The 23,366-nt window shown below is 54.5% G+C and carries 18 protein-coding genes; 11 read left to right on the top strand and 7 right to left on the bottom strand.

Going from position 1 to position 23,366, the window contains the following annotated elements; genetic code table 11:
- Window positions 1-21: 21 nt before the first annotated feature.
- Window positions 22-933 (top strand): cation diffusion facilitator family transporter, encoded by a 912-nt coding sequence (locus tag KWG64_RS04775; RefSeq protein WP_218521100.1) that lies wholly within the window; start codon window positions 22-24, stop codon window positions 931-933.
- A gap of 65 nt (window positions 934-998) precedes the next feature.
- On the opposite strand, the gene KWG64_RS04770 is transcribed toward KWG64_RS04775, so the two are convergent.
- The 5 genes from KWG64_RS04770 to phoA all read right to left on the bottom strand — a co-directional run bounded on the left by KWG64_RS04770 (window position 999) and on the right by phoA (window position 5,875).
- Window positions 999-1,145, bottom strand: a complete 147-nt coding sequence (locus KWG64_RS04770; RefSeq protein WP_152326361.1) for a DUF2474 domain-containing protein — start codon at window positions 1,143-1,145, stop codon at window positions 999-1,001.
- Between the two features lie 36 nt (window positions 1,146-1,181).
- Window positions 1,182-2,189, bottom strand: coding sequence for a cytochrome d ubiquinol oxidase subunit II (cydB, locus tag KWG64_RS04765; RefSeq protein WP_218521099.1), 1,008 nt, complete (start codon window positions 2,187-2,189; stop codon window positions 1,182-1,184).
- 1 nt (window position 2,190) lies between these two features.
- Window positions 2,191-3,609, bottom strand: a complete 1,419-nt coding sequence (locus KWG64_RS04760; protein ID WP_218521098.1) for a cytochrome ubiquinol oxidase subunit I — start codon at window positions 3,607-3,609, stop codon at window positions 2,191-2,193.
- A gap of 358 nt (window positions 3,610-3,967) precedes the next feature.
- Window positions 3,968-4,264, bottom strand: a complete 297-nt coding sequence (locus KWG64_RS04755) for a hypothetical protein (protein WP_218521097.1) — start codon at window positions 4,262-4,264, stop codon at window positions 3,968-3,970.
- A gap of 186 nt (window positions 4,265-4,450) precedes the next feature.
- Complete coding sequence (gene phoA / locus KWG64_RS04750; RefSeq protein WP_195815785.1) at window positions 4,451-5,875, bottom strand: alkaline phosphatase; 1,425 nt, start codon at window positions 5,873-5,875, stop codon at window positions 4,451-4,453.
- A 293-nt stretch (window positions 5,876-6,168) separates the two neighbouring features.
- Here phoA and KWG64_RS04745 point away from each other — a divergent pair, with 293 nt between their 5' ends.
- Entirely contained in the window at window positions 6,169-6,351 is a 183-nt protein-coding gene (locus tag KWG64_RS04745; RefSeq protein WP_218521096.1) for a hypothetical protein, read from the top strand.
- Between the two features lie 408 nt (window positions 6,352-6,759).
- Here the strand turns inward: KWG64_RS04745 and putA are convergent, their stop codons facing one another.
- Complete coding sequence (putA, locus tag KWG64_RS04740; protein ID WP_218521095.1) at window positions 6,760-10,734, bottom strand: trifunctional transcriptional regulator/proline dehydrogenase/L-glutamate gamma-semialdehyde dehydrogenase; 3,975 nt, start codon at window positions 10,732-10,734, stop codon at window positions 6,760-6,762.
- 527 nt (window positions 10,735-11,261) lie between these two features.
- Between putA and putP the strand changes: the two genes are divergently transcribed.
- The 8 genes from putP to phoH all read left to right on the top strand — a co-directional run bounded on the left by putP (window position 11,262) and on the right by phoH (window position 20,678).
- Window positions 11,262-12,746: a sodium/proline symporter PutP gene (putP, locus tag KWG64_RS04735; RefSeq protein WP_195815787.1), complete on the top strand. Its 1,485-nt coding sequence runs from the start codon at window positions 11,262-11,264 to the stop codon at window positions 12,744-12,746.
- Window positions 12,747-12,960: 214 nt separating this feature from the next.
- The gene (gene efeU, locus KWG64_RS04730) at window positions 12,961-13,806 is read left to right on the top strand and encodes an iron uptake transporter permease EfeU (RefSeq protein ID WP_152326996.1); all 846 of its coding nucleotides are present in this window, start codon (window positions 12,961-12,963) and stop codon (window positions 13,804-13,806) included.
- 60 nt (window positions 13,807-13,866) lie between these two features.
- On the top strand, window positions 13,867-15,006 hold the full coding sequence (gene efeO / locus KWG64_RS04725; RefSeq protein WP_218521094.1) for an iron uptake system protein EfeO: 1,140 nt from the start codon (window positions 13,867-13,869) through the stop codon (window positions 15,004-15,006).
- Window positions 15,007-15,210: 204 nt separating this feature from the next.
- Complete coding sequence (efeB, locus tag KWG64_RS04720) at window positions 15,211-16,518, top strand: iron uptake transporter deferrochelatase/peroxidase subunit (protein ID WP_218521093.1); 1,308 nt, start codon at window positions 15,211-15,213, stop codon at window positions 16,516-16,518.
- A 172-nt stretch (window positions 16,519-16,690) separates the two neighbouring features.
- Complete coding sequence (locus KWG64_RS04715) at window positions 16,691-17,851, top strand: N-acetylmuramoyl-L-alanine amidase (RefSeq protein ID WP_218521092.1); 1,161 nt, start codon at window positions 16,691-16,693, stop codon at window positions 17,849-17,851.
- A gap of 73 nt (window positions 17,852-17,924) precedes the next feature.
- Window positions 17,925-19,187 carry a chloride channel protein gene (locus KWG64_RS04710; RefSeq protein ID WP_255562085.1) on the top strand — a complete coding sequence of 421 codons (1,263 nt, stop codon included), beginning with the start codon at window positions 17,925-17,927 and terminating at the stop codon, window positions 19,185-19,187.
- A gap of 192 nt (window positions 19,188-19,379) precedes the next feature.
- Window positions 19,380-19,826 (top strand): hypothetical protein, encoded by a 447-nt coding sequence (locus KWG64_RS04705; RefSeq protein ID WP_218521091.1) that lies wholly within the window; start codon window positions 19,380-19,382, stop codon window positions 19,824-19,826.
- 63 nt (window positions 19,827-19,889) lie between these two features.
- The gene (phoH, locus tag KWG64_RS04700; protein WP_152327001.1) at window positions 19,890-20,678 is read left to right on the top strand and encodes a phosphate starvation-inducible protein PhoH; all 789 of its coding nucleotides are present in this window, start codon (window positions 19,890-19,892) and stop codon (window positions 20,676-20,678) included.
- Between the two features lie 112 nt (window positions 20,679-20,790).
- On the opposite strand, the gene chaA is transcribed toward phoH, so the two are convergent.
- On the bottom strand, window positions 20,791-21,891 hold the full coding sequence (chaA, locus tag KWG64_RS04695) for a sodium-potassium/proton antiporter ChaA (protein WP_152327002.1): 1,101 nt from the start codon (window positions 21,889-21,891) through the stop codon (window positions 20,791-20,793).
- A gap of 771 nt (window positions 21,892-22,662) precedes the next feature.
- Here chaA and KWG64_RS04690 point away from each other — a divergent pair.
- Window positions 22,663-23,352, top strand: coding sequence for a gamma-glutamylcyclotransferase (locus KWG64_RS04690; RefSeq protein ID WP_152327004.1), 690 nt, complete (start codon window positions 22,663-22,665; stop codon window positions 23,350-23,352).
- Window positions 23,353-23,366 lie beyond the last annotated feature (14 nt).

The following is a 23,366-nucleotide window of genomic DNA, read 5'->3' as shown; positions in this document are numbered from 1 at the left end:
CCGGCTTGTCCGGAGCCATTCATGAGTCGCCCGGCCCCTTCCTATAAAGGGCTGACGCGTATCGCTTCTCTGGTTTCTGTCTGCGTGGCGCTGGTGCTGGTGTGCATCAAAGTCTGGGCGTGGGTGGCGACGGGCTCTATTGCTTTGCTGACGTCGGCAGCTGACGGGCTGGTCGATGTGCTGGCGTCCATGGTGACGTTAATTGGCGTGCGTTACGCTCTGCGTCCTGCCGACAAAGGCCACCGTTACGGGCACGGCAAAGCCGAAGCCGTCGCCGCTTTTGTCCAGGCGTTGTTGCTGGGTGCGGCCGGGCTGGTGCTCGGCGGGGAATCCATCGGACGCATTATTAACCCGGCGCCGCTGGCGCAACTCGGGCTAGGGATCTGGGTCATTATCATCAGCTGTGTGGCGGCGACCGGCCTGGTGCTGATGCAAACGTACGTGGTGAAACGCACCGGTTCCACGGCGATTGCCGCCGACCGTGCGCATTACATCACCGACGTCGCGGTGAATATCGCCGTGCTGCTGGCGCTGATTTTCGAACGCTATTTTGGCTGGACGCGTTCTGACTCCATCGGCGCGCTGCTGATTTCTTTCTATATGATCTGGAATTCACGCGGCATGGCGGCGGATGCGCTGACGCAGTTGCTGGACCGGGAGCTGAGCGCCGATGACCGTAAACGCGTCAAAGAAGCCGTGCTGAGCGTGACCGGAGTGAAAGGTGTGCATGATATCCGCACCCGTAACGGCGGCGACCGCGTTTTTGTGGAATTCCATGTGGAAGTTGACGGCAACCTGAGCGTGGATATCGGACACGATATCGGCGACGCGGCCGAAATGGCGGTGGGCAAATTGTTCAAGTTTGCCGATGTGACGGCGCACCTTGAGCCGGACGGCATCGACGACGATCGTCTCGATAACCTGCTGCGCTGACCGGTTTTCCGCGGCCGCAATGAAAAACCTCCGCCAGTGATGGCGGAGGTTTTTTGTTTGTGGGATCAGTGTGTACGCATTCCCGCTGCGGCCATCAGCAATTTAAACACCGAGGCGACAACAAACAGCGCCAGTACGCTGCCCAGCCAGATGGTTGCCATCCAGCCGACACGTTTCCAGAAAGGCTGACGGATAACGGTTTCATCATCCATTTCCCTGATGAGCTTCTTCATTTACTCCTCCGCATCTCAGTGATAGCCCTGTTCCGGCGTCACTTTCCCTCTGAACACGTAATAGCTCCAGAAGGTATAAACCAGAATAATCGGGATAATAAACAGCGCGCCGACCAGCATGAATCCCTGACTTTGCGGCGGCGCGGACGCCTCCCAGATGGAAACGGACGGCGGAATAATGTTCGGCCAGATGCTGATCCCAAGGCCGGTATACCCGAGGAAAATCAGTGCCAGCGTCAGCAGGAACGGCGAGTGGTGCGCCTGACGGTTTACCGCGCGCAACATCCGGAACGCTACCAGCAACACCAGCACCGGAACCGGCAGGAACCAGAACAGATTTGGCACACTGAACCAGCGGGCGGCGATGGCGGCGTGCGTCAGCGGCGTCCAGATGCTGATGATCACCAGCACGGTCAGAAAGGTGAAAAGCAGCGGTTTTGCGCAGCGGTGCATGCTTTCCTGCAGGCGGCCTTCGGTTTTCATAATGAGCCAGGTGCAGCCGAGCAGGGCGTAGGTCACGACCAGCCCGAAGCCGCAGAACAGATTGAACGGCGTCAGCCAGTCCAGCGCGCCACCGGCATAGGCGCGGTTAACCACCGGAATGCCGCCGACGACCGCGCCGAGCACCACGCCCTGACAAAACGTTGCCAGCACTGAACCGGCGATAAACGATTTGTCCCAGACGTGACGCTTTGCCGCACTGGCCTTGAAGCGAAACTCAAAGGCCACGCCGCGAAAAATCAGGCCGAACAGCATTAATGTGAGCGGAATAGTCAGCGCGTCGAGCACCACGGAATACGCCAGCGGAAACGCGCCAAACAGCGCCGCACCGCCGAGCACCAGCCAGGTTTCGTTGCCGTCCCAGACAGGCGCGACGGTGTTCATCATCACATCGCGCTCATGCTCTGCTTTCACCAGCGGGAACAGCAGGCTGATGCCAAGATCAAAGCCGTCCATCACCACGTACATCATCACGCCAAAGACGATGATCAAAAACCAAATCAGCGGAAGATCGATACCCATTTCAGACTCCTTCGTCGTTCAGCGGTTCTTTAATAGCCGACAGCGGACGCGCCGGTGTGCGATGTTGCCCCGGTCCGCCGTGATCCTGATTCTGACCCTCATGCGGCTGCGGCCCTTTGCGGATAAGTTTCATCATGTAGAGATAACCGACGCCAAACACCGAGGAATAGATCACCACGAACAGCAGCAGGCTGATGCTCATCTGCATCTCGCCGTGGCTGGAAACGGCGTCTTTCGTGCGCAGCAGGCCATAAACCACCCACGGCTGGCGGCCAATTTCAGTGGTAAACCAGCCCGCCAGCAGGGCAATCAGACCGGACGGCCCCATCAGTAATGCAAACCGCAGAAACGCTTTGTTTTCATAAAGATTACCGCGCCAGCGGAGCCACAGGCTCCACAATCCCAGCACGATCATCAGCATACCGAGCCCGGCCATAATGCGGAAACTGTAGAAAATAATGCTGGAGTTAGGGCGATCTTCTTTCGGGAACGATTTCAGCGCCGGGATTTGCTGGGTCAGGCTGTGCGTGAGGATCAGGCTGCCGAGATAGGGGATTTCCAGCGAATAACGCGTTTCCTCACGTTCCATATCCGGATACCCAAACAGAATCAGCGGCGTTGGTTCGCTGTTTTTATTCTCCCAGTGGCCTTCAATTGCCGCGATTTTCGCGGGCTGATATTTCAGCGTGTTCAGCCCGTGGGCGTCGCCAATCAGCGCCTGAACCGGAGAAACGATCAGCGCCATCCACATTGCCATCGACAACATGGTGCGCATTGCCGGGGTATTGCGCCCTTTAAGCAGATGCCAGGCGGCAGACGCGCCAACGAAAAATGCCGACGACAGGAACGCGGCGGTGGTCATGTGCAGCAAACGGTAGGGGAACGACGGGTTGAAAATGACTTTCAGCCAGTCCACCGGCACCACCTGATTGTTGACGATTTCAAAGCCCTGCGGCGTCTGCATCCAGCTGTTAGAGGCGAGGATCCAGAACGTGGACATCAGCGTGCCGAGCGCGACCATACAGGTGGCGAAAAAGTGCAGACCGGGGCCGACGCGGTTCCAGCCGAACAACATCACGCCCAGAAAACCCGCTTCGAGGAAAAAGGCGGTCAGCACTTCGTAAGTCAGCAGCGGGCCGGTGATACTGCCCGCAAATGACGAGAAAAAGCTCCAGTTAGTCCCGAACTGATACGCCATCACCAGCCCGGAAACCACGCCCATGCCGAAATTCACAGCAAAGATTTTTGACCAGAAATGATAGAGGTCGCGATATTCCTCTTTTTTGGTTTTGAGCCACATCCCTTCAAGCACCGCCAGAAAACTGGCCAGCCCGATGGTGATGGCAGGAAAAATAATATGGAAAGAAACGGTGAAAGCGAACTGTATACGAGCCAGTTCGAAGGCATCTAAACCCAACATGAGAAGACCTATTTTTATAGCAGATGATGAAAGGGGATTTAACCATGAAGGGGAGTTGGTATAACAGGAACAGTATGGTGATATTTGTGTATAACAGTTGCAACCTGAAGGTGGTTGTAATAAGAGATCGAGACGATTTCGGTTTTTCACTTGCAGTGAAGGCTGACGGCTGACCGGGAATATTTCGGTTTCTCAATAACTGTGTTCACTTAACACGCTGCGCCGAAACCGACAAAGAGGGAGGAAAGCGCCTCCCTCTTTGATCTCCCACGCTTTTTCTCAACACGCGCTGCCGCTCGCTGGCCATGTTTCAGGTGCTTAAGCTACTGCCGCGAAAACTTGCCGCTGCGCGGTTCCCTTACTCGGTTTCGAGCCATAGGTCTCGAAACACTTCGCTCGGCAAGCTTTCTGAAAGCGGCTGGAGGATTTTTAAATTCAAAATCCAGCCTGCATGTATCTTTCGAATTACATAGCCATTGGCCGCTTTCAAAACGACGTTGAGTGAGGAGTGAGAAACAGCGAGAGTCTTTTTTCGAGCAGGTTCGAACCCGAAGCGAAAATACCGCGCAGCGGCGGCGTTTGCGGCACTAGCCGGAGTTGCTGAAACATGGCCAGCGAGCGGCAGCGCGTGTTGAAAAAGACGCGGAGATTCCAAAGAGGGCTCGTCATAGCCCTCTTTGGTCGGTTTCGGCGCCAGCCGCTGAGCGATCACTGCAATTGAAAAACCGAAACTTTCTCGATCCAGCCCTCACGGCGAGTGATAAACCGAAATATTCTCGATCCAGCCCTCACGGCGAGTGAGAAACCGAAATTTACTCAGTCAGCGGCCAGCCCTCACTGCTTATTTAATATTCATTGCTTCCCGCATGGTATAGAACAAATCCGTCTGGTCGGTCAGCCCGACGACGTTCGCGGCGTGTGGCCCGAACGCGGCGATCCGCAACTGAGTCCCGGTGTGACCCTGCGAGTCATCCTCGGAATTCCCGTAGCTGATGGTCATCGGCGCGCCATCTTTGGTGGTCAGCGTTTGCGTGAGGCCGGGGGCTTTGGCGTCGGCTTCGATAATCTGGCTGGAATGCGCATGGTCGGCGGTCACAATCACCAGCGTATTGCCATCCTGACGGGCAAATTCGAGGGCTTTCTGCACCGCTTCATCAAGATCTACCGTCTCACCAAACTGACCGCACGGATTGGCAGCGTGATCTTGCTTATCAATCGACGCGCCTTCGACTTGCAGGAAGAAACCGTTCTGATTGGTTTTCAGAAGGTCGATCGCTTTTTCGGTCATCGCGGCCAGCGTCGGGATTTCTGCGGTGCGCTGCGGATTGGCTTCGCAGGTAACGGCCGGTTTATCGATATTGCCGTGATACGTGGCTTTCGGACCCTGCCAGCGTACCGGCATGTTGCCGTCGGCGAATAAGCCCAGCAGCGGTTTTTTCTGGTCGGCCAGCGTGATAGCGTTCAACTGGTCGGCGTTTTCTACCCATACATAACCCTGCGCCAGCGCCTGGTCTTTCAGGGATTTACCGCTGAATTCGCCGGCTTTCGCCAGCTGACTGAAGGATTTTTTGCCACCGCCCAGTGTGACGTCGGCGCGGGCCTGCAACAGCTGTTCAGTGATGGAACCGCGCCCGCCATTTTCCAGCGCGTTGCTGGCGCACTTCTCCGCTGTTTCTTCCGGACCGTAGCATTTACGCGACGTAACATGCGCGATTTGGGCAGCTGGCGTGGCGTCCTGTAATTCTGCCGTCGAGACGTTGCCGGTCGCTTTGCCTGCGGCTTTGGCGATCTCGAGAATGGTCTGGTGATCTTTACCGTTTACGTCCACCCCGATCGCGCCGTTATAGCTTTTTACGCCGGTCGTCCAGGCTGTGGCTGAAGCGGCGGAATCCGTCACATAGCTTGGTTTCTGTGTCTTTTTATCCAGAGAATAATGCGTGTACTGACCGGTCAGCGGCAGGGCATCGATACCTTTGAAATAACCGCCTGCGCCTTCTGCATAATTTCGTGCGGAAGTGATTTCAGAATCGCCCATTCCGTCGCCAATCAGCAGGATTACGTTCTTCACCGTTTTATCCGAAAGCGAAGCTTTCAGCGCTGCTGTCTGATCACCGCTCAGACGACGTGCGCCACCCGGTTCAGTCAGCACGCCTTTTGCTGCGCGGTCTGTCAGGGCGTCCGGCTCAGCGGCGAAAGCGCTGGCGGATGCGGAAACCAGCAGGGCAGCAGAGAGTGCGCGGGCAAGCAGAGAGAGAGGTTGTTGCATGGTCAAAACTCCTTTTGATAAACCGTCAGAAATAAAAAAACACAGATTGTTGTATTTTGTTACCGGCAGGTTAAGTCAGAGTTATGACGTTTTAATGACAGTTTAAGATGGTGATTAGAGGATCGGGTGACGGGAAAGTTTCGGTTTTCACTTGCAGTGAGGGCTGGGACTATGACCGAGAATATTTCGGTTTTTCACTCGCCGTGAGGGCTGGAACTATGACCGAGAATATTTCGGTTTTTCAATAACAGCTATCACTCAGCGGCTCGCGCCGAAACCGACCAAAGAGGGCTATGACGAGCCCTCTTTGGAATCTCCACGTCTTTTTTACTGCGCGCTACCGCTGGCTGGCTATGTTTCAGCAACTCCGGCTAGTGCCGCAAACGCCGCCGCTGCGCGGTACTTTCGCTTCGGGTTCGAACCTGCTCGAAAAAAGACTCTCGCTGTTTCTCTCCGCTCGCTCAACGCCGTTTTGAAAGCGGCCAATGGCTATGTAATTCGGAAGATAGATGCAGGCTGATTGTTGAATTGAAAAAGCCTCCAGCCGCTTTCGGAAAGCTTGCCGAGCGAAGTGTTTCGAGACCTGTGGCTCGAAACCGAGTAAGGGAACCGCGCAGCGGCAAGTTTTCGCGGCAATAACTGCTGTTGCTGAAACATAGCCAGCAAGCGGTAGCGCGCAGTAAAAAAGACGTGGAGATTCAAAAGAGGGGCCGTCTTGCCCCTCTTTTGTCGGTTTCGGCGCAGCGGGTTAAGTGAACACATTTATTGAAAAACCGAAACTTTCTCGGTCATAGTCTCAGCCCCTCACTACAAGTGAAAACCGAAACCTTCTCGATCAAGCTTCGGCTCAAAAAGCGCCAGTGCGGCGCTTCCCGCACAAACACTCACCCGATTGTCATCAGACTCGCATTCCCACCCGCTGCTGCGGTATTCACACTCAGCGAACGCTCATGCAACAGACGCTCCAGCAGGATGTTATCTTCGCCGCGCGCAAACCCTTGTACTGAAATAATAGCGCCCGGGCGCTTGGCGATAAGCTGGCAAAGTTCACGCAGCTGATCGGCGTCGCCGTGGTAGATCACCGCGTCAAATACCGGTGCATCGTTTTGCCAGTCTTTGGCGAAATCGACACGTTCCTGTACCGCTTTCGGTAACTGGCTGAACAGTTCGCGCTGTAACGGCGCATCCGGCCAGAGAATACGGCAACCGGTCGCGGTGACGGCGGCAAGCTGGGTCAGGGCATCGTCATGATTGTCTGACAACGCCAGAACACGCTCACGCGGCAACAATGCGTAAGTGTTACGTTCCCCGGTTGGCCCCGGCAGGGTACGCAAAGTGCCGCCCTGACTGGTTTGTGCGAAGCGCTCGCACACGGCAATCAGGTCTTCGCGATGTTTCTGCTCCGCCGCCCATTGTTGCAACGCGCGGTGCGGTGCCAGTAACGCTTCGCGTACAGACGTGTCGAGCGGCAGTTCGCGATCCTGACGCAATAACGTTTGCTGCACGGCGTCCTGCGGGCGGCTGCTCAGCAGACGGTACAGGTACAGCGGGCCACCGGCTTTCGGACCGGTACCTGATAAGCCTTCACCACCGAACGGCTGCACACCCACGACAGCGCCGACCATATTGCGGTTCACGTACATGTTGCCGACGTGCGCCTGTTGCGTCACGCGGTGGATGGTTTCGTCGATGCGGGTGTGGATACCCAGCGTCAGGCCGTAACCCGCGGCATTAATCTGACCGATCAGCTTATCCAGATCCTGACGGGCATAACGCACCACATGCAGTACCGGGCCGAAGATTTCTTTCTTCATTTCATCGAAGCTTTCAAGCTCGATCAGCGTCGGTTTGATGAAGGTTCCGCGCATCCATTCCTGCTGATCGGCAGTAAATTCCTGCGTGGCCTGATACACCGTGCGGCCTTTGGCGCGCATGGCATCGATGTGTTTCTCGATACCGGCTTTAGCTTCTGCGTCGATCACCGGCCCGATGTCGGTACACAACCGCTCAGGGTTGCCCATGCGGCATTCGGCCATCGCGCCGCGCAGCATTTGCAGCGTATGGTCGGCGACGTCGTCCTGAATACACAGCACGCGCAGGGCGGAACAGCGCTGACCGGCGCTGTCGAAAGCTGACGCCACGACATCCGTCACCACCTGTTCGGTGAGCGCAGAGGAATCCACAATCATCGCGTTCAGGCCGCCGGTTTCGGCGATAAGCGGCGTTGGACGCCCCTGCGGATCCAGACGACCGGCGATGTTGCGTTGCAAAATTCCCGCCACGTCGGTGGAACCGGTAAACAGCACGCCGCGGACGCGCTCGTCATTCACCAGCTGTGAGCCCACGGTTTCACCCTGGCCCGGCAACAGTTGCAGCACACCCGCCGGAACACCGGCTTCATGCAAAATGCCCACGGCCAGCGCGGCAATCAGCGGCGTCTGCTCAGCCGGTTTTGCCAGCACGCTGTTGCCTGCGGCGAGCGCGGCGGCAATCTGGCCGGTGAAAATCGCCAGCGGGAAGTTCCACGGGCTGATACACACAACCGGCCCGAGCGGACGGTGCGAGTCATTGGCAAAATCTTCGCGGATCTGGCCTGCGTAATAGTGCAGGAAATCCACCGCTTCACGCACTTCAGCGATGGCGTTATTAAAGGTCTTTCCGGCCTCACGCACCAGCACGCCAAGCAAGCTTTGCAACTGCGCTTCCATCAATTCTGCGGCGCGTTGCAAGATTGCGGCGCGCTCTTCGGGAGGCGTCGCAAACCAGATGGCACCGGCGGCGGTGGACGCATCCAGCGCACGGCTGATTTCGTCCTGCGTGGCTTCACGCACGTAACCGACGATATCGCCGTTTTCAGCCGGGTTAATGACCGGCAGGAATTCGCCTTCATCGGTCTGCGCATCAATCATCGGCTGGGCTTTCACCGGATGGCTGGCGCTTTGCAGCAGGGCGCTGGAAAGCGACGCCAGACGGTGTTCGCTCGACATATCCAGCCCGGCTGAGTTCACGCGTTTGTCACCGTACAAATTGCGCGGCAGCGCGATACGCGGATGCGGCAATCCGACCTGACCTTCGCTGGCGGCCAGCGCTTCGACGGCCAGAACCGGATCGGCAACCAGTTCGTCAATCGGCAAGGTGGCGTCAGCGATACGGTTAACAAAGGAGGTGTTTGCGCCGTTTTCCAGCAGGCGGCGCACCAGATACGCCAGCAGCGTTTCATGCGTGCCGACCGGGGCATAAATGCGGCAAGGGCGGTTCAGTTTGCCCTCGCTGATTTTGCCGACAACCTGTTCGTACAGCGGTTCGCCCATGCCGTGCAGGCACTGGAATTCGTACTGGCCGGGATAGTAGTTGTTACCGGCCAGCTGATAAATTGCCGCCACGGTGTGCGCGTTGTGCGTCGCGAACTGCGGATAAATCAGGTTGGGCACCGCCAGCAGTTTGCGGGCGCAGGCCAGATAGGAAACGTCGGTGTAAACCTTGCGGGTATAAACCGGATAATCTTCCAGCCCGTCCATCTGGGCGCGTTTAATCTCGCTGTCCCAGTACGCGCCTTTCACCAGGCGGATCATCAGGCGGCGACGGCTGCGCTGCGCCAGATTAGTCAGATAATCGATGACCATCGGGCAGCGTTTCTGGTAAGCCTGAATAACGAAGCCGATGCCGTTCCAGCCCGCCAGTTCCGGCTCAAAGCAGAGTTTTTCCAGCAAATCGAGGGAGATTTCCAGACGGTCGGCTTCTTCGGCGTCAATGTTGATGCCGATGTCATAACTGCGCGCCAGCAGTGTCAGGGAAAGCAGGCGCGGATAAAGTTCGTCCATCACGCGTTCGTACTGCGCACGGCTGTAGCGCGGATGCAGGGCGGAAAGTTTGATGGAAATCCCCGGCCCTTCATAAATGCCACGCCCGTTTGAAGCTTTACCAATCGCGTTAATCGCCTGCTGATAAGACTGCAAATACGCCTGCGCGTCTTTTTCGGTCAGCGCCGCTTCACCCAGCATGTCGTAGGAGTAACGGAAACCTTTTTCTTCATGTTTGCGCGCGTTAGCCAGCGCTTCCGCGATGGTTTCGCCGGTCACGAACTGTTCGCCCATCAGGCGCATCGCCATGTCCACGCCTTTGCGGATCAGCGGTTCGCCGCTTTTGCCGATAATCCGGTTCAGGGATTTCGACAGGCTGGCTTCATTGTGTGTCGCCACCAGTTTGCCGGTAAACAGCAAACCCCAGGTCGCGGCGTTGACGAACAGTGACGGGCTGCGGCCAAGATGTGAATGCCAGTTGCCGTTGCTGATTTTGTCGCGGATTAACGCATCGCGGGTTGGCTTATCGGGAATACGCAGCAACGCTTCGGCCAGACACATCAGCGCCACGCCTTCCTGCGAGGAAAGGGAGAATTCCTGCAACAGGCTTTGCACCATACCGGCGCGGCCGTTTGCACTTTTCTGGTTACGCAGTTTGGTGGCGATGTCAGCGGCCAGTTTCAGCGCCGCGTCGTTGAGTGGGGCAGGCAGACGGGCCTGTTCGAGCAGCATGGAAACGGCTTCCGGCTCCGGGCGGCGATAGGCGGCGGTAATGGCTGAGCGACTGACCGACTGCGGCAAAATCTGCTCGGCGAAATCAAGGAATGGCTGATGCATTTCCTGTACCGGCTGACCGGCGGGATCTTCCGCGTCGCCAGCCGCTGCGCCGTTGAGCGCCGGGATCTCCGGCAGTGAATCGCCATTTTCCAGACGTTCCAGATAGGAAAAAATCGCCTGTTTGATCAGCCAGTGCGGCGTACGGTCAATTTGCTGTGCCGCAATTTTTAGCCTGTCGCGTGTGCCTTCGTCCAGCTTCACGCCCATCGTCGTCATACCCATGCGCAACCACTCCATATGAAAAGGTTCAGGTGAATTCATTATCTTTATGGCAAGCAATATCTTCTATGTTGCAACCTTGTGCAACCCTGTTAATGCACGAAGTATGCCTGATGTGATTTATTTGGCATTTTTAACATTGAATCAACGCGGGAAAGGCGGATTTTCCCCAATGATCGCCTTAATAACCTCAATGTTAAAGGTGCAACTTTTGAAAATGTAACGTGCAACCCGCTCTCATCATAAGTGTGATGTGTCGTAAATTTTACGTATCCAAAATGTTAAAACATTTGAAATGTGGCGATCACTCAACCAGTATCGCGACCGACAGTTAATTTGAATAAAAACCACATTAAGTACGCTGAAAAAGAAAAAAAATGGAGAGTCATGCTGCATCCTTCGCGGGTTTCAGCCATCATCTCGCCCCGGCATGATTTTGGCCGCCTTTTTGAAAAAGGCGTGTCAGGACAGACAGATGCCGGCCTGCATTGCAAACACGTATCGCAAAAAATAAGAAAGTGGAGAAGGACATGACAATGAACACACCGATGGTGGTGACGTTTTGTGTTTATATTTTCGGGATGATTTTGATAGGGCTCATCGCGTATTTACGGACCAAAAACTTTGATGATTATATTCTGGGTGGACGCAGTTTAGGCAGCGTGGTGACGGCACTTTCCGCCGGAGCCTCTGACATGAGCGGCTGGTTGTTAATGGGTTTACCGGGCGCGATTTTTCTTTCCGGTATCTCCGAAAGCTGGATTGCCATCGGCCTCACGATTGGCGCGTATCTGAACTGGAAGCTGGTGGCGGGGCGCTTACGCGTTCACACCGAGGCCAACAATAATGCGCTGACGCTGCCGGATTACTTCACGCACCGCTTTGAAGATTCCAGCAAATTGCTGCGTATTATCTCGGCGATTGTGATCCTGGTGTTTTTCACCATTTACTGTGCTTCCGGCATTGTGGCCGGTGCGCGTTTGTTTGAAAGCACCTTCGGGATGTCTTACCAGACTGCGCTGTGGGCGGGTGCTGCGGCGACCATCATTTATACCTTTATCGGCGGTTTTCTGGCAGTCAGCTGGACTGACACCGTGCAGGCCAGCCTGATGATTTTTGCGCTGATCCTGACGCCGGTGATTGTCATCCTCGCGGTCGGCGGCATTGACAGCTCAATGATGGTGATTCAGGCGAAAAACCCCGAATACACCGACATGTTCAAGAATATGAATCTGGTGGCGATTTTGTCCCTGCTCGGCTGGGGTTTGGGGTATTTCGGTCAGCCGCATATTCTGGCGCGTTTTATGGCCGCCGATTCGCATCACACTATCCGCAGCGCACGCCGTATCAGCATGACGTGGATGATTTTGTGTCTGGCAGGCACCATCGCCGTGGGCTTCTTCGGGATTGCATATTTCAGCAATAACCCGGCAGTGGCGGGCAATGTGACGCAAAACGGTGAGCGCGTGTTCATCGAGCTGGCGAAAATCCTGTTCAACCCGTGGATTGCCGGGATTTTGCTGTCGGCCATTCTGGCGGCGGTGATGAGCACCCTGAGCTGCCAGTTGCTGGTCTGTTCGAGCGCGATTACTGAAGATTTGTACAAAGCGTTCCTGCGCAAAGGCGCAAGCCAGCGCGAGCTGGTGTGGATTGGTCGTGCGATGGTGCTGGTTGTCGCGCTGGTGGCGATTGCACTGGCCGCCAACCCTGAAAACCGCGTGCTCGGTTTAGTCAGCTACGCCTGGGCAGGTTTTGGTGCGGCATTCGGGCCGGTGATCCTGATTTCCGTGATGTGGAAACGCATGACCCGCAACGGCGCGCTGGCCGGAATGGTCATCGGCGCCGCGACGGTGATTCTGTGGAAAAGCTACGGCTGGGCAGAATTGTACGAAATCATTCCCGGCTTTATCTTTGCTTCGATCGCCATCTGGGTGGTCAGCCTGATGGGGCGTAAACCTTCCGTGGCAGTTGAAGAGCGCTTCAACGCTGCCGAAGCGGAATACAACACCATCTGATTTTCACCGCGTTATCGTGATAAACCGGGATCGTCCTGATCCCGGTTTTCTGTTTTTTTGTGCGCATTTCCCCGACAGGTTTCAAAAAAGAGCCCGTCACCTCTTGTATTTCTTTTTCCAGGAATGATAATCAATATCGTTTCTTTTTACCTTTCTTTACAGAGTCCTTACACATCTGTAAGTCTTCAGAATTCAGGGTTCGGGAGTTTCCGCTATGTTCGTTCCGTTTCTCATTATGTTTCGCGAAGGGCTGGAGGCGGCGCTGATTGTCAGCCTGATCGCCAGTTACCTTAAACGGACGCAGCGCGGGCAGTGGCTCGGTGTGGTCTGGATTGGCGTGTTCATTGCTGCGGCACTGTGTCTGGCGCTGGGGCTGTTCATCAACGCCACCACCGGTGAGTTTCCGCAAAAGCAGCAGGAATTGTTTGAAGGCATCGTGGCCGTCATTGCGGTGTGCATTCTGACCTACATGGTGTTCTGGATGCGCAAGGTGTCGCGTTCCATCAAAGTGCATCTGGAAGGCGCGATTGATAACGCGCTCAACTCCGGTCGCGGTCAGGGCTGGGCGCTGGTAGCGATGGTGTTTTTCGCCGTCGCGCGTGAAGGGCTGGAATCGGTATTTTTCCTGCTGGCGGCGTTCCAGCAGGATGTTGGCATTGAAGCGCCCATCGGCGCGTTGCTCGGTCTGGGCGCGGCCATCGTGCTGGGTTTCCTGATTTACTACGGCGGCGTAAAGCTGCATCTGGCGAAGTTCTTCAAGTGGACCAGCCTGTTTATTCTGTTCGTCGCGGCAGGTCTGGCGGCCGGCGCTATCCGCGCTTTCCACGAAGCCGGTTTGTGGAACAGCATGCAGGATATCGCGTTTGATTTCAGCGGCACGCTGTCCACGCATTCCCTGTTCGGTACCTTGCTGGAAGGGATGTTTGGTTATCAGGAAGCGCCGACCGTCAGTGAAGTCGCGGTGTATTTCCTGTACCTGATCCCGGCGCTGTTCCTGTTCTTTATGCCTCAGGGAAAATCAGCCGTCACGGCTCCGGCCGGACAAAAAACACAACGCTGATTTTTAACAATATTGTTGTTCATACATTCTCTATTCACACAGTTTGTCACGGAGTGGTACATGTCATATTCATCCCCGCTGTTTCGCCGTAAAGCTTTACAGGTCGCGCTGCTGTCACTGCCCGCTTTTGCGCTGAGCGCTAACGTGCTGGCGGCTGATGTCCGTCAGGTCAAAATTGCTGTTAACGACAAACAATGTGAACCGATGGCGCTGACCGTGCCGGCCGGCAAAACGCAGTTTGTTATCCATAACAACAGCCAGAAAAACCTGGAATGGGAAATTCTGAAAGGCGTGATGGTGGTGGAAGAGCGTGAAAACGTGGCACCGGGCTTCACGCAGAAAATGACCGCCAATCTGGAGCCGGGCGAATACGACATGACCTGCGGCCTGCTGAGCAATCCGAAAGGCAAGCTGACCGTCACGGCGGAAGGCGCGGCGACCTCCGCAAAACCTGACGCCATGGCGCTGGTTGGCCCGATTGCGGAATACAAAGTGTATGTGACGCAACAGGTTGCTGAACTGGTTTCCCACACCAAAGCGTTCACGGATGCGATTAAGAAGGGCGATCTGGCGAAAGCGCAGGCGCTGTACGCCTCTACCCGCGTTTACTACGAACGTATCGAACCGATCGCCGAGCTGTTCTCTGATCTCGACGGCAGCATTGATGCCCGTGAAGATGACTTCGAGAAGAAAGCCGAAGACCCGAATTTCACCGGTTTCCACCGTCTGGAAAAAATCCTGTTCGCCGACAAAACCACCAAAGGCACCGGGCCGTTTGCTGACAAGTTGTATGCCGACACTGTCGATCTGCAAAAACGTATTTCTGAGCTGACCTTCCCGCCAAGCAAAGTGGTAGGCGGCGCGGCAGGCCTTATCGAGGAAGTCGCATCGAGCAAAATCAGCGGTGAAGAAGACCGTTACAGCCGCACCGACCTGTGGGATTTCCGCGCAAACCTCGATGGCGCGCAGAAAATCGTGAACCTGCTGCGTCCGCTGCTGGAAAAAGCCGACAAGCCGCTGCTGGATAAAATCGACGCGAACTTTAAAACCGTGGATACCCTGCTGGATAAATACAAAACCAAAGACGGTTACGAGAACTACGAGAAACTCTCCGACGCTGACCGTAATGCGATGAAAGGGCCGATCACGACGCTGGCAGAAGATTTAGCCAAGCTGCGTGGCGTTCTCGGTTTAGATTAAATACCCGTCATACTTCGCGCCGCAGATGCGTTGGCTGCGCTCATTCACCCCGGTCACAGGGTACTTCCCTGCTCCCGGGGATTCATGAGCTTGCCGCCTTCCTGCAACGTGAATTATTTAGGGTATTCCCGGAGTGGGAATAAGCAGAGAGCGCTCAGGCGCTCTCTTGCATAGTGCAAAGTGTCATGAAGTTGAGGCATAGCAATGAGCAATAAAAACGATAATAAGTCCGTACAACAGGACGCGACTTCTTCTTCTCGCCGCCGTTTACTCAAAGGCGTGGGATTGTTAGGCGGGGCATTTGCCCTCGGCGGCGCGGCCGGTGCGCAGGCAGAAAAAACACCGGGTGCCAAAAAAGAGTACACACCAGGAACCGTTTCTCCCGATGAACGCTGGGGCAAGCAGCCTTATTACGGCGAACATCAGGCGGGGATTTTAACGCCGCAGCAGGCGTCGATGATGCTGGTGGCGTTTGATGTTCTCGCGACCACCAAAGCCGATCTCGAGCGTCTTTTCCGTCTGCTCGACACCCGTTTTGTGTTTCTGACCACCGGCGGCACGGCGCCTTCGGTAGATCCGAAATTCCCGCCGATGGATTCGGGCGTAATGGGCGCGGAAATCTACCCGGATAACCTGACCATGACGCTTTCCGTGGGCGATTCGCTGTTTGACGAACGCTTCGGGCTGGCCGCCCACAAACCGCTTAAATTGCAGCGCATGGCGCGTTTCCCGAATGATTCCCTTGATGCCAAACTCTGCCACGGCGATTTGCTGTTGCAGATTTGCGCCAATAACAGCGACACCGTGGTTCACGCGCTGCGCGACATCATCAAGTACACGCCGGATTTACTCAGCGTGCGCTGGCGTCGTGACGGGTTTATTTCTTCCCACGCCGCGCGCAGTCAGGGCAAAGAAACGCCGATTAACCTGCTGGGCTTTAAGGACGGCACGGCGAACCCGGATGCTAAAGATAAACCGCTGATGGACAAAGCCATCTGGGTGACTGCTGATCAGGGTGAACCGGGCTGGACGACCGGCGGCAGTTATCAGGCGGCGCGTCTGATCCCGTTCCACGTTGAGTTCTGGGACCGCACGCCACTTCAGGAACAGCAGACGATTTTTGGCCGTCACAAGGCAACCGGTGCGCCGCTGGGCATGGAAAAAGAGCATGATGTGCCGGATTACAGCAAAGATCCGGAAGGGAAGGTGATCCCGCTGGATGCGCACATTCGTCTGGCCAATCCGCGCACCAAAGAAACCGACGATAACCTGATGCTGCGTCGCGGCTACAGCTATTCGCTGGGCGTCACCAATTCAGGGCAACTGGAAATGGGGCTGCTGTTTGTCTGCTATCAGCACGATCTTGAGAAAGGTTTTCTGACGGTGCAAAAACGCCTGAACGGTGAACCGCTTGAGGAATATATCCGGCCAGTTGGCGGCGGTTTCTTCTTCACGCTGCCGGGTATCAGAGACGAAAATCACTATCTGGGGCAAACCCTGATCGAAGCCTGATTTGTTTTCCTCCTCCGTTCCCCGCGGAGGAGGAATATTACCGGTCATCTTTTTTACCGTTCGTTACCGAATTCACGCCCTGTTAATACTCCCGCGCACTCCTGAAAACGTCAGTAATGTCATGATGATAAATCGTTATCGGCTTTATCACGATGCCTGCCCTGAGACTGTTATGACCATCAACCATTCCCGCAGAAAACTGCTGATTTTCGGCATTGGCCTGTCGCTGGCGACACCGCGCCTGTACGCCGCACAAAAGGCCGTACGCGTTTCAATGACGTCAGATGCGCGCCAGATTACCGTATCCTTGCCCGCTGCCGATAAGCGCAGCCGCGTATTTATGCTCGGCGCGCCTGAACGGGTGGTGATCGACATGCCGGTTGCGTCATTTCCGCCTGAACTGGAACATGCGCTGACGGTGGTCCGCCAGAAATTCCCGTGGATTGCGCAAGGCCGCATCGCCCATTTCAGTCCGGAGGTGGCGCGTATTGTGCTGACGGTGAAGGGTAAACCAGTGATCACGCGCACCACAGAAAACGGCGTGATGCAGGTTGTTATTACCGGGGAAGGTCTCGCTGCACAAACGGCAGCGCAGGCTTTGCCACCAACCACCCAGGCACCACGGGCGGAAAAACCCCTGCTGGTGATGATTGATCCCGGCCACGGCGGAAAAGACCCCGGTGCGATTGGCAACGAAGGCACATACGAAAAACACGTGGTTCTGCACATCGCCAAACGGCTGCAAACCTTGCTGGATCAGCAGCACGGCATTCACGCGGTGCTGACCCGGCAGGATGATGTTTTTATTCCGCTTTATCACCGCGTCAGCCTGGCGCATCAGCACGAAGCCGACCTGTTTATTTCTATTCACGCTGACGGATTTACCAACGATCAGGTCTCCGGCGCATCCGTTTTTGCGCTGTCAGAACACGGCGCAGGCAGCGCGATGGCGCGGTATCTTTCGCAGAGCGAGAACAGCGTCGACGTGCTGTATGACAATGATTTTAAAACCGACGATGAGTATCTGAGGGAAACGCTTTTCGACCTCGATCAGCACGAAACCATTCACCGCAGCATGGATTTCGGCAGCCATCTGGCGGCGAACATTGTCAAAGTGCATCACATGCACAGCCCGCACCCGGAGCAGGCGGGCTTCGCGGTGCTGAAATCCCCGCGCATTCCGTCTGTGCTGGTGGAAACGTCCTTCATCACCAACAAGCAGGAAGAAAAACTGCTCGGCGAACCGGTCTTTCAGGAGAAGATGGCGAGGGCGCTGGCGGAGGGCATTAACAGCTATTTTCTCAACGAAAAGAAAAATAACTTGCTGAGCTGACGTGCGGTTTAACTGATGTTTTGTAAGCTGTTTAGAGAACCCAAACATCAGATATAAATGTGGAGTGCCTGCGTTGAATAATTCCGAAATTTCCAGCCCGTTATGGCGGCTGACGGCAGCGACATTGTGTACCGGCGTGCTGGCCGGTCTCGGTGGCATGATGCTGGCGCTGATCCTGCACTACATCCAGCATCTGGCCTTCGGCTACAGCCCGGATTTCATCATCAGCAGCGAGAGCTTTTTGCAGGGCGTCAGCGAAGCCACGCGCAGCCGGCGGCTGATCGTGCTGATTATCTGTGGTGCGGTTGCCGGCGCAGGCTGGTGGGCGTTGTATCGCTGGGGAAAACCGCTGGTGAGCATTGCCGCGGCGGTGAAAGCTGAAAATCCGCGTATGCCGTTTGTCAGCACGACGATTCATGCGTTGCTGCAAATCATCACCGTCGCGCTCGGTTCGCCGCTCGGACGTGAGGTCGCGCCGCGCGAAATCGGTGCGGTCAGCGCAAACTGGCTGTCGTTGCGCTTCAGGCTGACGGCGCGCGAAACGCAAATCATGATTGCCTGCGGCGCAGGTGCGGGGCTGGCGGCGGTGTATAACGTTCCGCTTGGTGGCGCGGTGTTTGTGCTGGAAGTGTTGCTCGGCGCGTTCCGCTGGCCGCTGTTGCTACCTGCAATAGCGACATCCTCTGTTGCCGCGCTGGTAGCCTGGATCGGGCTGGGCAACGAATCGCAATATCACCTGATGCAGCTGAACACCACGCCCGCCTTGCTGGTCTGGTCAGCTGTCATGGGGCCGGTATTTGGCGTTGCGGCTTACGGGTTTACGCGGATGACCAACCGGGCGAAAGCGCAGGCTCCGCGCGATGCGCGTCTGATTATTTATAACCTGCTTAATTTTGCGTTTATCGGCATTCTGGCGGGCTGGCTTCCGCAATTACTGGGTAACGGCAAAGGCCCGGCGCAGCTGAGTTTTGATAATCAGATTACCGTGGCGCTGGCGGCAACCGTGCTGATGGGGAAGCTGGTGATTACCTGGAGCACATTACGCGCCGGGGCGCAGGGCGGATTACTGACGCCGGGATTATCCAATGGCGCATTGCTGGCCTGTATTTTGGGCGCGCTGTGGAATATTTTCTGGCCGGGAACATCGCTGGGCGCATTTGCCATTATTGGCGCGGCGGCATTTCTGGCGTCCTCAATGAAAATGCCAGTAACCGCCATTGTGCTGATAATGGAGTTCACGCGGGTGGATCATGACTTCTTAATTCCGATCCTTTTCGCCGTCAGCGGGTCGGTCGCCTGCTTCACTTTATGCAGTAAAATCACGGATAAAAAATAACCAGTGCGAGGATCTGAAAAAAGATCCTCATGATCCTATTGACGGTGACCACAAATTTTTTTACATTTTGGTAACGCAAATGTTTCAGCTGTCATTATACTGAAATTATATCGCGGTAGTTTTTAAGATGTACGGGATAAGTTTTCACGAGGTGTACGGCAACTGCCGTTAATAACACTGCGGGGAGCGCGAATGGTAAAGTCCATGTTTGGGCTGTTGATTGAAAATAACATGCTTCACCCACTGACTCGTTGTTGTCGCGTAAAAGCAAACGAGGGCAAGGCTTCCGACTCTCCAATATTAACCAAAACACTTTCAGTATATTCCTACCGCTTTTTAGAGAAGTTATCATCCACGCACCACCAACCCTGTTCTTTAACTGACTCTTTCATCCCTTTTAAAACAACTGCGAAACGCATTGGCTTTTATTCTGGCAATTTCACTGTGCGGGTCAGCGGTTTGTCATTATCGAGGATTTTACTTTCATTGAGAGTTTTATTATCGGTGGATATGACAATGCCTCCTTGTGAACAGAAAGCAGCCAAAAGATTATCTCTTAATCGCTTTGGTCTATTTTCCTCTTCACGATATTCAATGGCTGTACTTGGTCTAAAAGGAGACCAAAACCTCATTTGTTAGTGAAACATAACCGTGCGGGCATTATGCCTTAGCGTTAAGTGAATCAAACTGTAAGGTGCCACTATGGGAAGACAGAAAGCAGTGATCAAAGCTCGTCGTGAAGCAAAACGTGTAATTCGTAATGATTCACGCAGTCACCGCCAGCGCGAGGAAGAATCTGTGACGTCATTAGTACAGATGGGCGGTTTGGAATCGATTGGAATGGCTCGCGACACTCGCGACACGTCCGTCATCGAAGCGCGTACTGAAGCTCAGGGTCATTACTTATCAGCCATAGAGAATAAGCAGTTAATTTTTGCTACCGGCGAAGCAGGCTGCGGCAAAACATTTATCAGCGCTGCGAAAGCGGCAGAGGCATTAATTCACAAAGAAATTGACAGGATTATTGTTACCCGTCCGGTTCTCCAGGCCGATGAAGATCTCGGTTTCCTGCCCGGCGATATATCAGAGAAATTTGCACCTTATTTCCGTCCGGTCTACGACATTCTGTTACGTCGTCTGGGGTCTTCCTTCCTGCAATATTGTTTGCGGCCGGAAATAGGGAAGGTTGAAATTGCGCCATTCGCTTATATGCGCGGGCGTACTTTCGAAAATGCGGTGGTTATTCTGGATGAAGCCCAGAATGTCACGGCCAGTCAGATGAAAATGTTCCTGACGCGTCTCGGTGAAAACGTGACGGTTATAGTTAACGGTGATATTACTCAGTGTGATTTACCACGTGGAGTTGTATCGGGGCTCAGCGATGCACTGTCCCGCTTCGAAGAAGACGAGATGGTCGGCATCATTAAGTTTGATAAACAGGACTGCGTCCGCTCTGAATTGTGCCAGAGAACGCTGAATGCCTATTCGTAATTAACCTCATTCCCATCACAATGCATCACATAATGAAAAAGGCCGCTCCTGTGAGCGGCCTTTCTTATGGGTGTTGCCTGCGGTCATAACTTTCTACAACACAATAATCAGACTACAACATAATAATCATCATATAAGCGCAGAATAATGCCAGATGCGCCGTGCCGTTCAGGACATTAGTACGGCCGGTCGAGAAGGAAATCTGGCACAAAATCAGCACCGACAGCATGACCACGATGTTCGCCGGATCCAGCCCGAAAATTAAGTTCTGGCCGGTCAGGGTGGCGATAACGGTCACTGCAGGTACGGTCAGGGAGATGGTCGCCAGCACCGAACCGAAGAACAGATTCATGGCGCGCTGAACCTGATTTTTCAGCACCGCTTTTAACGCACCCAAACCTTCAGGGGAAAGAATCAGCAGTGCCACCAGGAAACCGGTGAACTGCGCAGGCGCGTTAAGTTCAGTCAGCAGGCTTTCCAGCGGATTGGCGTTGAATTTGGTGACGGCAATGACCAGCACCAGATGCACCAGCAACCACAGTGTGTGCGTCAGATTGCTCTTTGAAGAAGGCTTTCCGTGGCCGTCTTCTTCGCCTTCATCTTCATGTTCATAGATAAACAGGCTCTGGTGCGTTTTGGTCTGAATCAGCAGGAATACGCCGTACATGGCGGCGGAAATCACCGCGACAAACAGCGCCTGCGGCGTGCTGAAATTACCGCCCGGCAAGGCGGCGGGCAGAACCAGCACGATCACCGCCAGCGGGAAAATCGCCATCAGATACTGTTTAATGCCGCCCAGATTGACGTATTGCGTGGCAAATTTACGGCCACCCAGCAGCAGCGCGACGCCCACCAGACCGGCGGTCACGATCATGATGATAGAGAATAATGTGTCACGCATCAGCGCGGGCGCGGCGTCACCGGTTGCCATCAGGGCCGAAATCAGACTGACTTCGAGGATGACCACTGAAAGGCTGAGGATGAGCGAGCCGTAGGGTTCACCTAAGCGGTGAGCCAGGACGTCGGCGTGACGCACAACGCTGAATGCGCTGGCGAGAATACCGACCAGCGCAATTAAATTGATGCCAACGACGGAGGCGAAGTTACTGCTGTTGCCCCAGAGGACGAGAACAATCAGGGCGGCAATAGGGAAAATCAGGGAGTATTCCTGATGGCGGGTTTTGATTTTTGGATGTTCCTGTGACGACACCATGATGATTATTCTCCTTATAAACACTCACGAAGTAACAACCGCCTGTCCCCGGTTGTCAGTAAAATGCATAGCAGCATAAAGATGTAACTCATTAAGTATAGTAGATAAATTAATCTGTTAACAGAAAATAATTGATGTTAGTCATAAAAAAATCACTTAATCAGTGTTTACAGGTAAATAATTTGCATTAACTGTGGTTTTTTCTTTACTTAACTTTGATTGTTAATATTTTAAATTTATAAATTACAGTGAGTTATGTATTGTTATGTTTTTAATGACACGAATGCGTCAGTTTATGTAAATCATCGCCATACCCACAGGGTTATGATGTGAATTTTCACATTTTTTGCCCTGAAGAAATTAAAAAACAGCTTCCTCCGGCGCGATACCCAGAGGGTAGCAGCCGGGGTGATTATTGCGCACCGGCTGCGCACGTAATGACAGTAACAAACAATTCAGTGGCGAAGATGAAGCGTATAAAAAAGGTCGATCACGATAAATGACACCTCAAAAAGTCAACATTCTTACAATGTTCATAAAATAATCACTTTATTTTCGTTTTGTGATCCCCCGCAACCTTGATTGCAACGACAGAAACGAATAAGGTTTCAACAAACACGGGAATACTAAATTTCCTAAAAATTTAAACGGCGGCCTCAGCAAAATGCCGGGCTTGTCCGATAACAGGTATAACTCGCACCCACGACAGCGGAGAACACAGCGTTAACAGCATGGCATGTTCAAAAGTAAGTGGTACAGAAGGGGGAATGAATGTTAACTCGAGATTTCCTGCGTAACGCAGATTGTAAAACAGCATTCGGTAATATCGATGAATCGATGCTACTGACCCCTGAACAACGCGCCGCCTCATTAGGTTGTGCCCTGGCGCGTCGCCCCGACAACAGCCCGGTGTGGATTTTTGGCTACGGTTCACTGATGTGGAACCCGGTCTTTGATTCCGAAGAGGCGCGTCCTGCCACCCTGCATGGTTATCACCGTGCATTCTGTTTACGTCTGACTTCCGGGCGCGGAACCCATGCCCAGCCGGGCCGTATGCTGGCGCTGCGCGACGGCGGAAAAACCACCGGTCTGGCGTTCCGTCTGCCGGAAGACAAACTGCATGAAGAGCTTGAGCTGCTGTGGAAACGCGAAATGGTGACCGGCTGCTACCGTCCGACGTGGTGTGAGCTTGAGCTCGACGATGGACGCAAAGTCACCGCGCTGGTGTTTATTATGGATCCGTCGCACCCGCAGTACGAAGCTGACACTGACTATCAGGTTATCGCGCCGCTGATTGCACAGGCCAGCGGACCGCTGGGCACCAACGCGCAATATCTGTTTGCGCTGGAAAAAGAGCTGAATAATTACGGCATGCGCGATGACTGCATGAGCGAGCTGGTTAAACAGGTGAGAATGTTGCTGTCGGTTTCACCCGGCTTTGATGTTCCTGGCCTGAGCTGATTTTTCCTGAAACA

It is taken from the genome of Rahnella sp. PD12R, from assembly GCF_019200965.1.
GTDB classification, from domain to species: Bacteria; Pseudomonadota; Gammaproteobacteria; order Enterobacterales; family Enterobacteriaceae; genus Rahnella; species Rahnella laticis.
This window is presented reverse-complemented; position numbering and strand designations above follow the sequence as displayed.

Bases quoted from the DNA above. Each gene is read 5' to 3' on its own strand.
- putA (WP_218521095.1), bottom strand. From the start codon at position 10,734: ATGGGTATGACGACGATGGGCGTGAAGCTGGACGAAGGCACACGCGAC.
- efeB (WP_218521093.1), top strand. From the start codon at position 15,211: ATGAGCAATAAAAACGATAATAAGTCCGTACAACAGGACGCGACTTCT.
- cydB (WP_218521099.1), bottom strand. From the start codon at position 2,189: ATGGGTATCGATCTTCCGCTGATTTGGTTTTTGATCATCGTCTTTGGC.
- phoH (WP_152327001.1), top strand. From the start codon at position 19,890: ATGGGAAGACAGAAAGCAGTGATCAAAGCTCGTCGTGAAGCAAAACGT.
- KWG64_RS04705 (WP_218521091.1), top strand. From the start codon at position 19,380: ATGGTAAAGTCCATGTTTGGGCTGTTGATTGAAAATAACATGCTTCAC.
- KWG64_RS04715 (WP_218521092.1), top strand. From the start codon at position 16,691: ATGACCATCAACCATTCCCGCAGAAAACTGCTGATTTTCGGCATTGGC.
- efeU (WP_152326996.1), top strand. From the start codon at position 12,961: ATGTTCGTTCCGTTTCTCATTATGTTTCGCGAAGGGCTGGAGGCGGCG.
- KWG64_RS04760 (WP_218521098.1), bottom strand. From the start codon at position 3,609: ATGTTGGGTTTAGATGCCTTCGAACTGGCTCGTATACAGTTCGCTTTC.
- KWG64_RS04770 (WP_152326361.1), bottom strand. From the start codon at position 1,145: ATGGATGATGAAACCGTTATCCGTCAGCCTTTCTGGAAACGTGTCGGC.
- KWG64_RS04775 (WP_218521100.1), top strand. From the start codon at position 22: ATGAGTCGCCCGGCCCCTTCCTATAAAGGGCTGACGCGTATCGCTTCT.
- KWG64_RS04690 (WP_152327004.1), top strand. From the start codon at position 22,663: ATGTTAACTCGAGATTTCCTGCGTAACGCAGATTGTAAAACAGCATTC.
- KWG64_RS04745 (WP_218521096.1), top strand. From the start codon at position 6,169: ATGACGAGCCCTCTTTGGAATCTCCACGTCTTTTTTACTGCGCGCTAC.
- chaA (WP_152327002.1), bottom strand. From the start codon at position 21,891: ATGGTGTCGTCACAGGAACATCCAAAAATCAAAACCCGCCATCAGGAA.
- phoA (WP_195815785.1), bottom strand. From the start codon at position 5,875: ATGCAACAACCTCTCTCTCTGCTTGCCCGCGCACTCTCTGCTGCCCTG.
- putP (WP_195815787.1), top strand. From the start codon at position 11,262: ATGACAATGAACACACCGATGGTGGTGACGTTTTGTGTTTATATTTTC.
- efeO (WP_218521094.1), top strand. From the start codon at position 13,867: ATGTCATATTCATCCCCGCTGTTTCGCCGTAAAGCTTTACAGGTCGCG.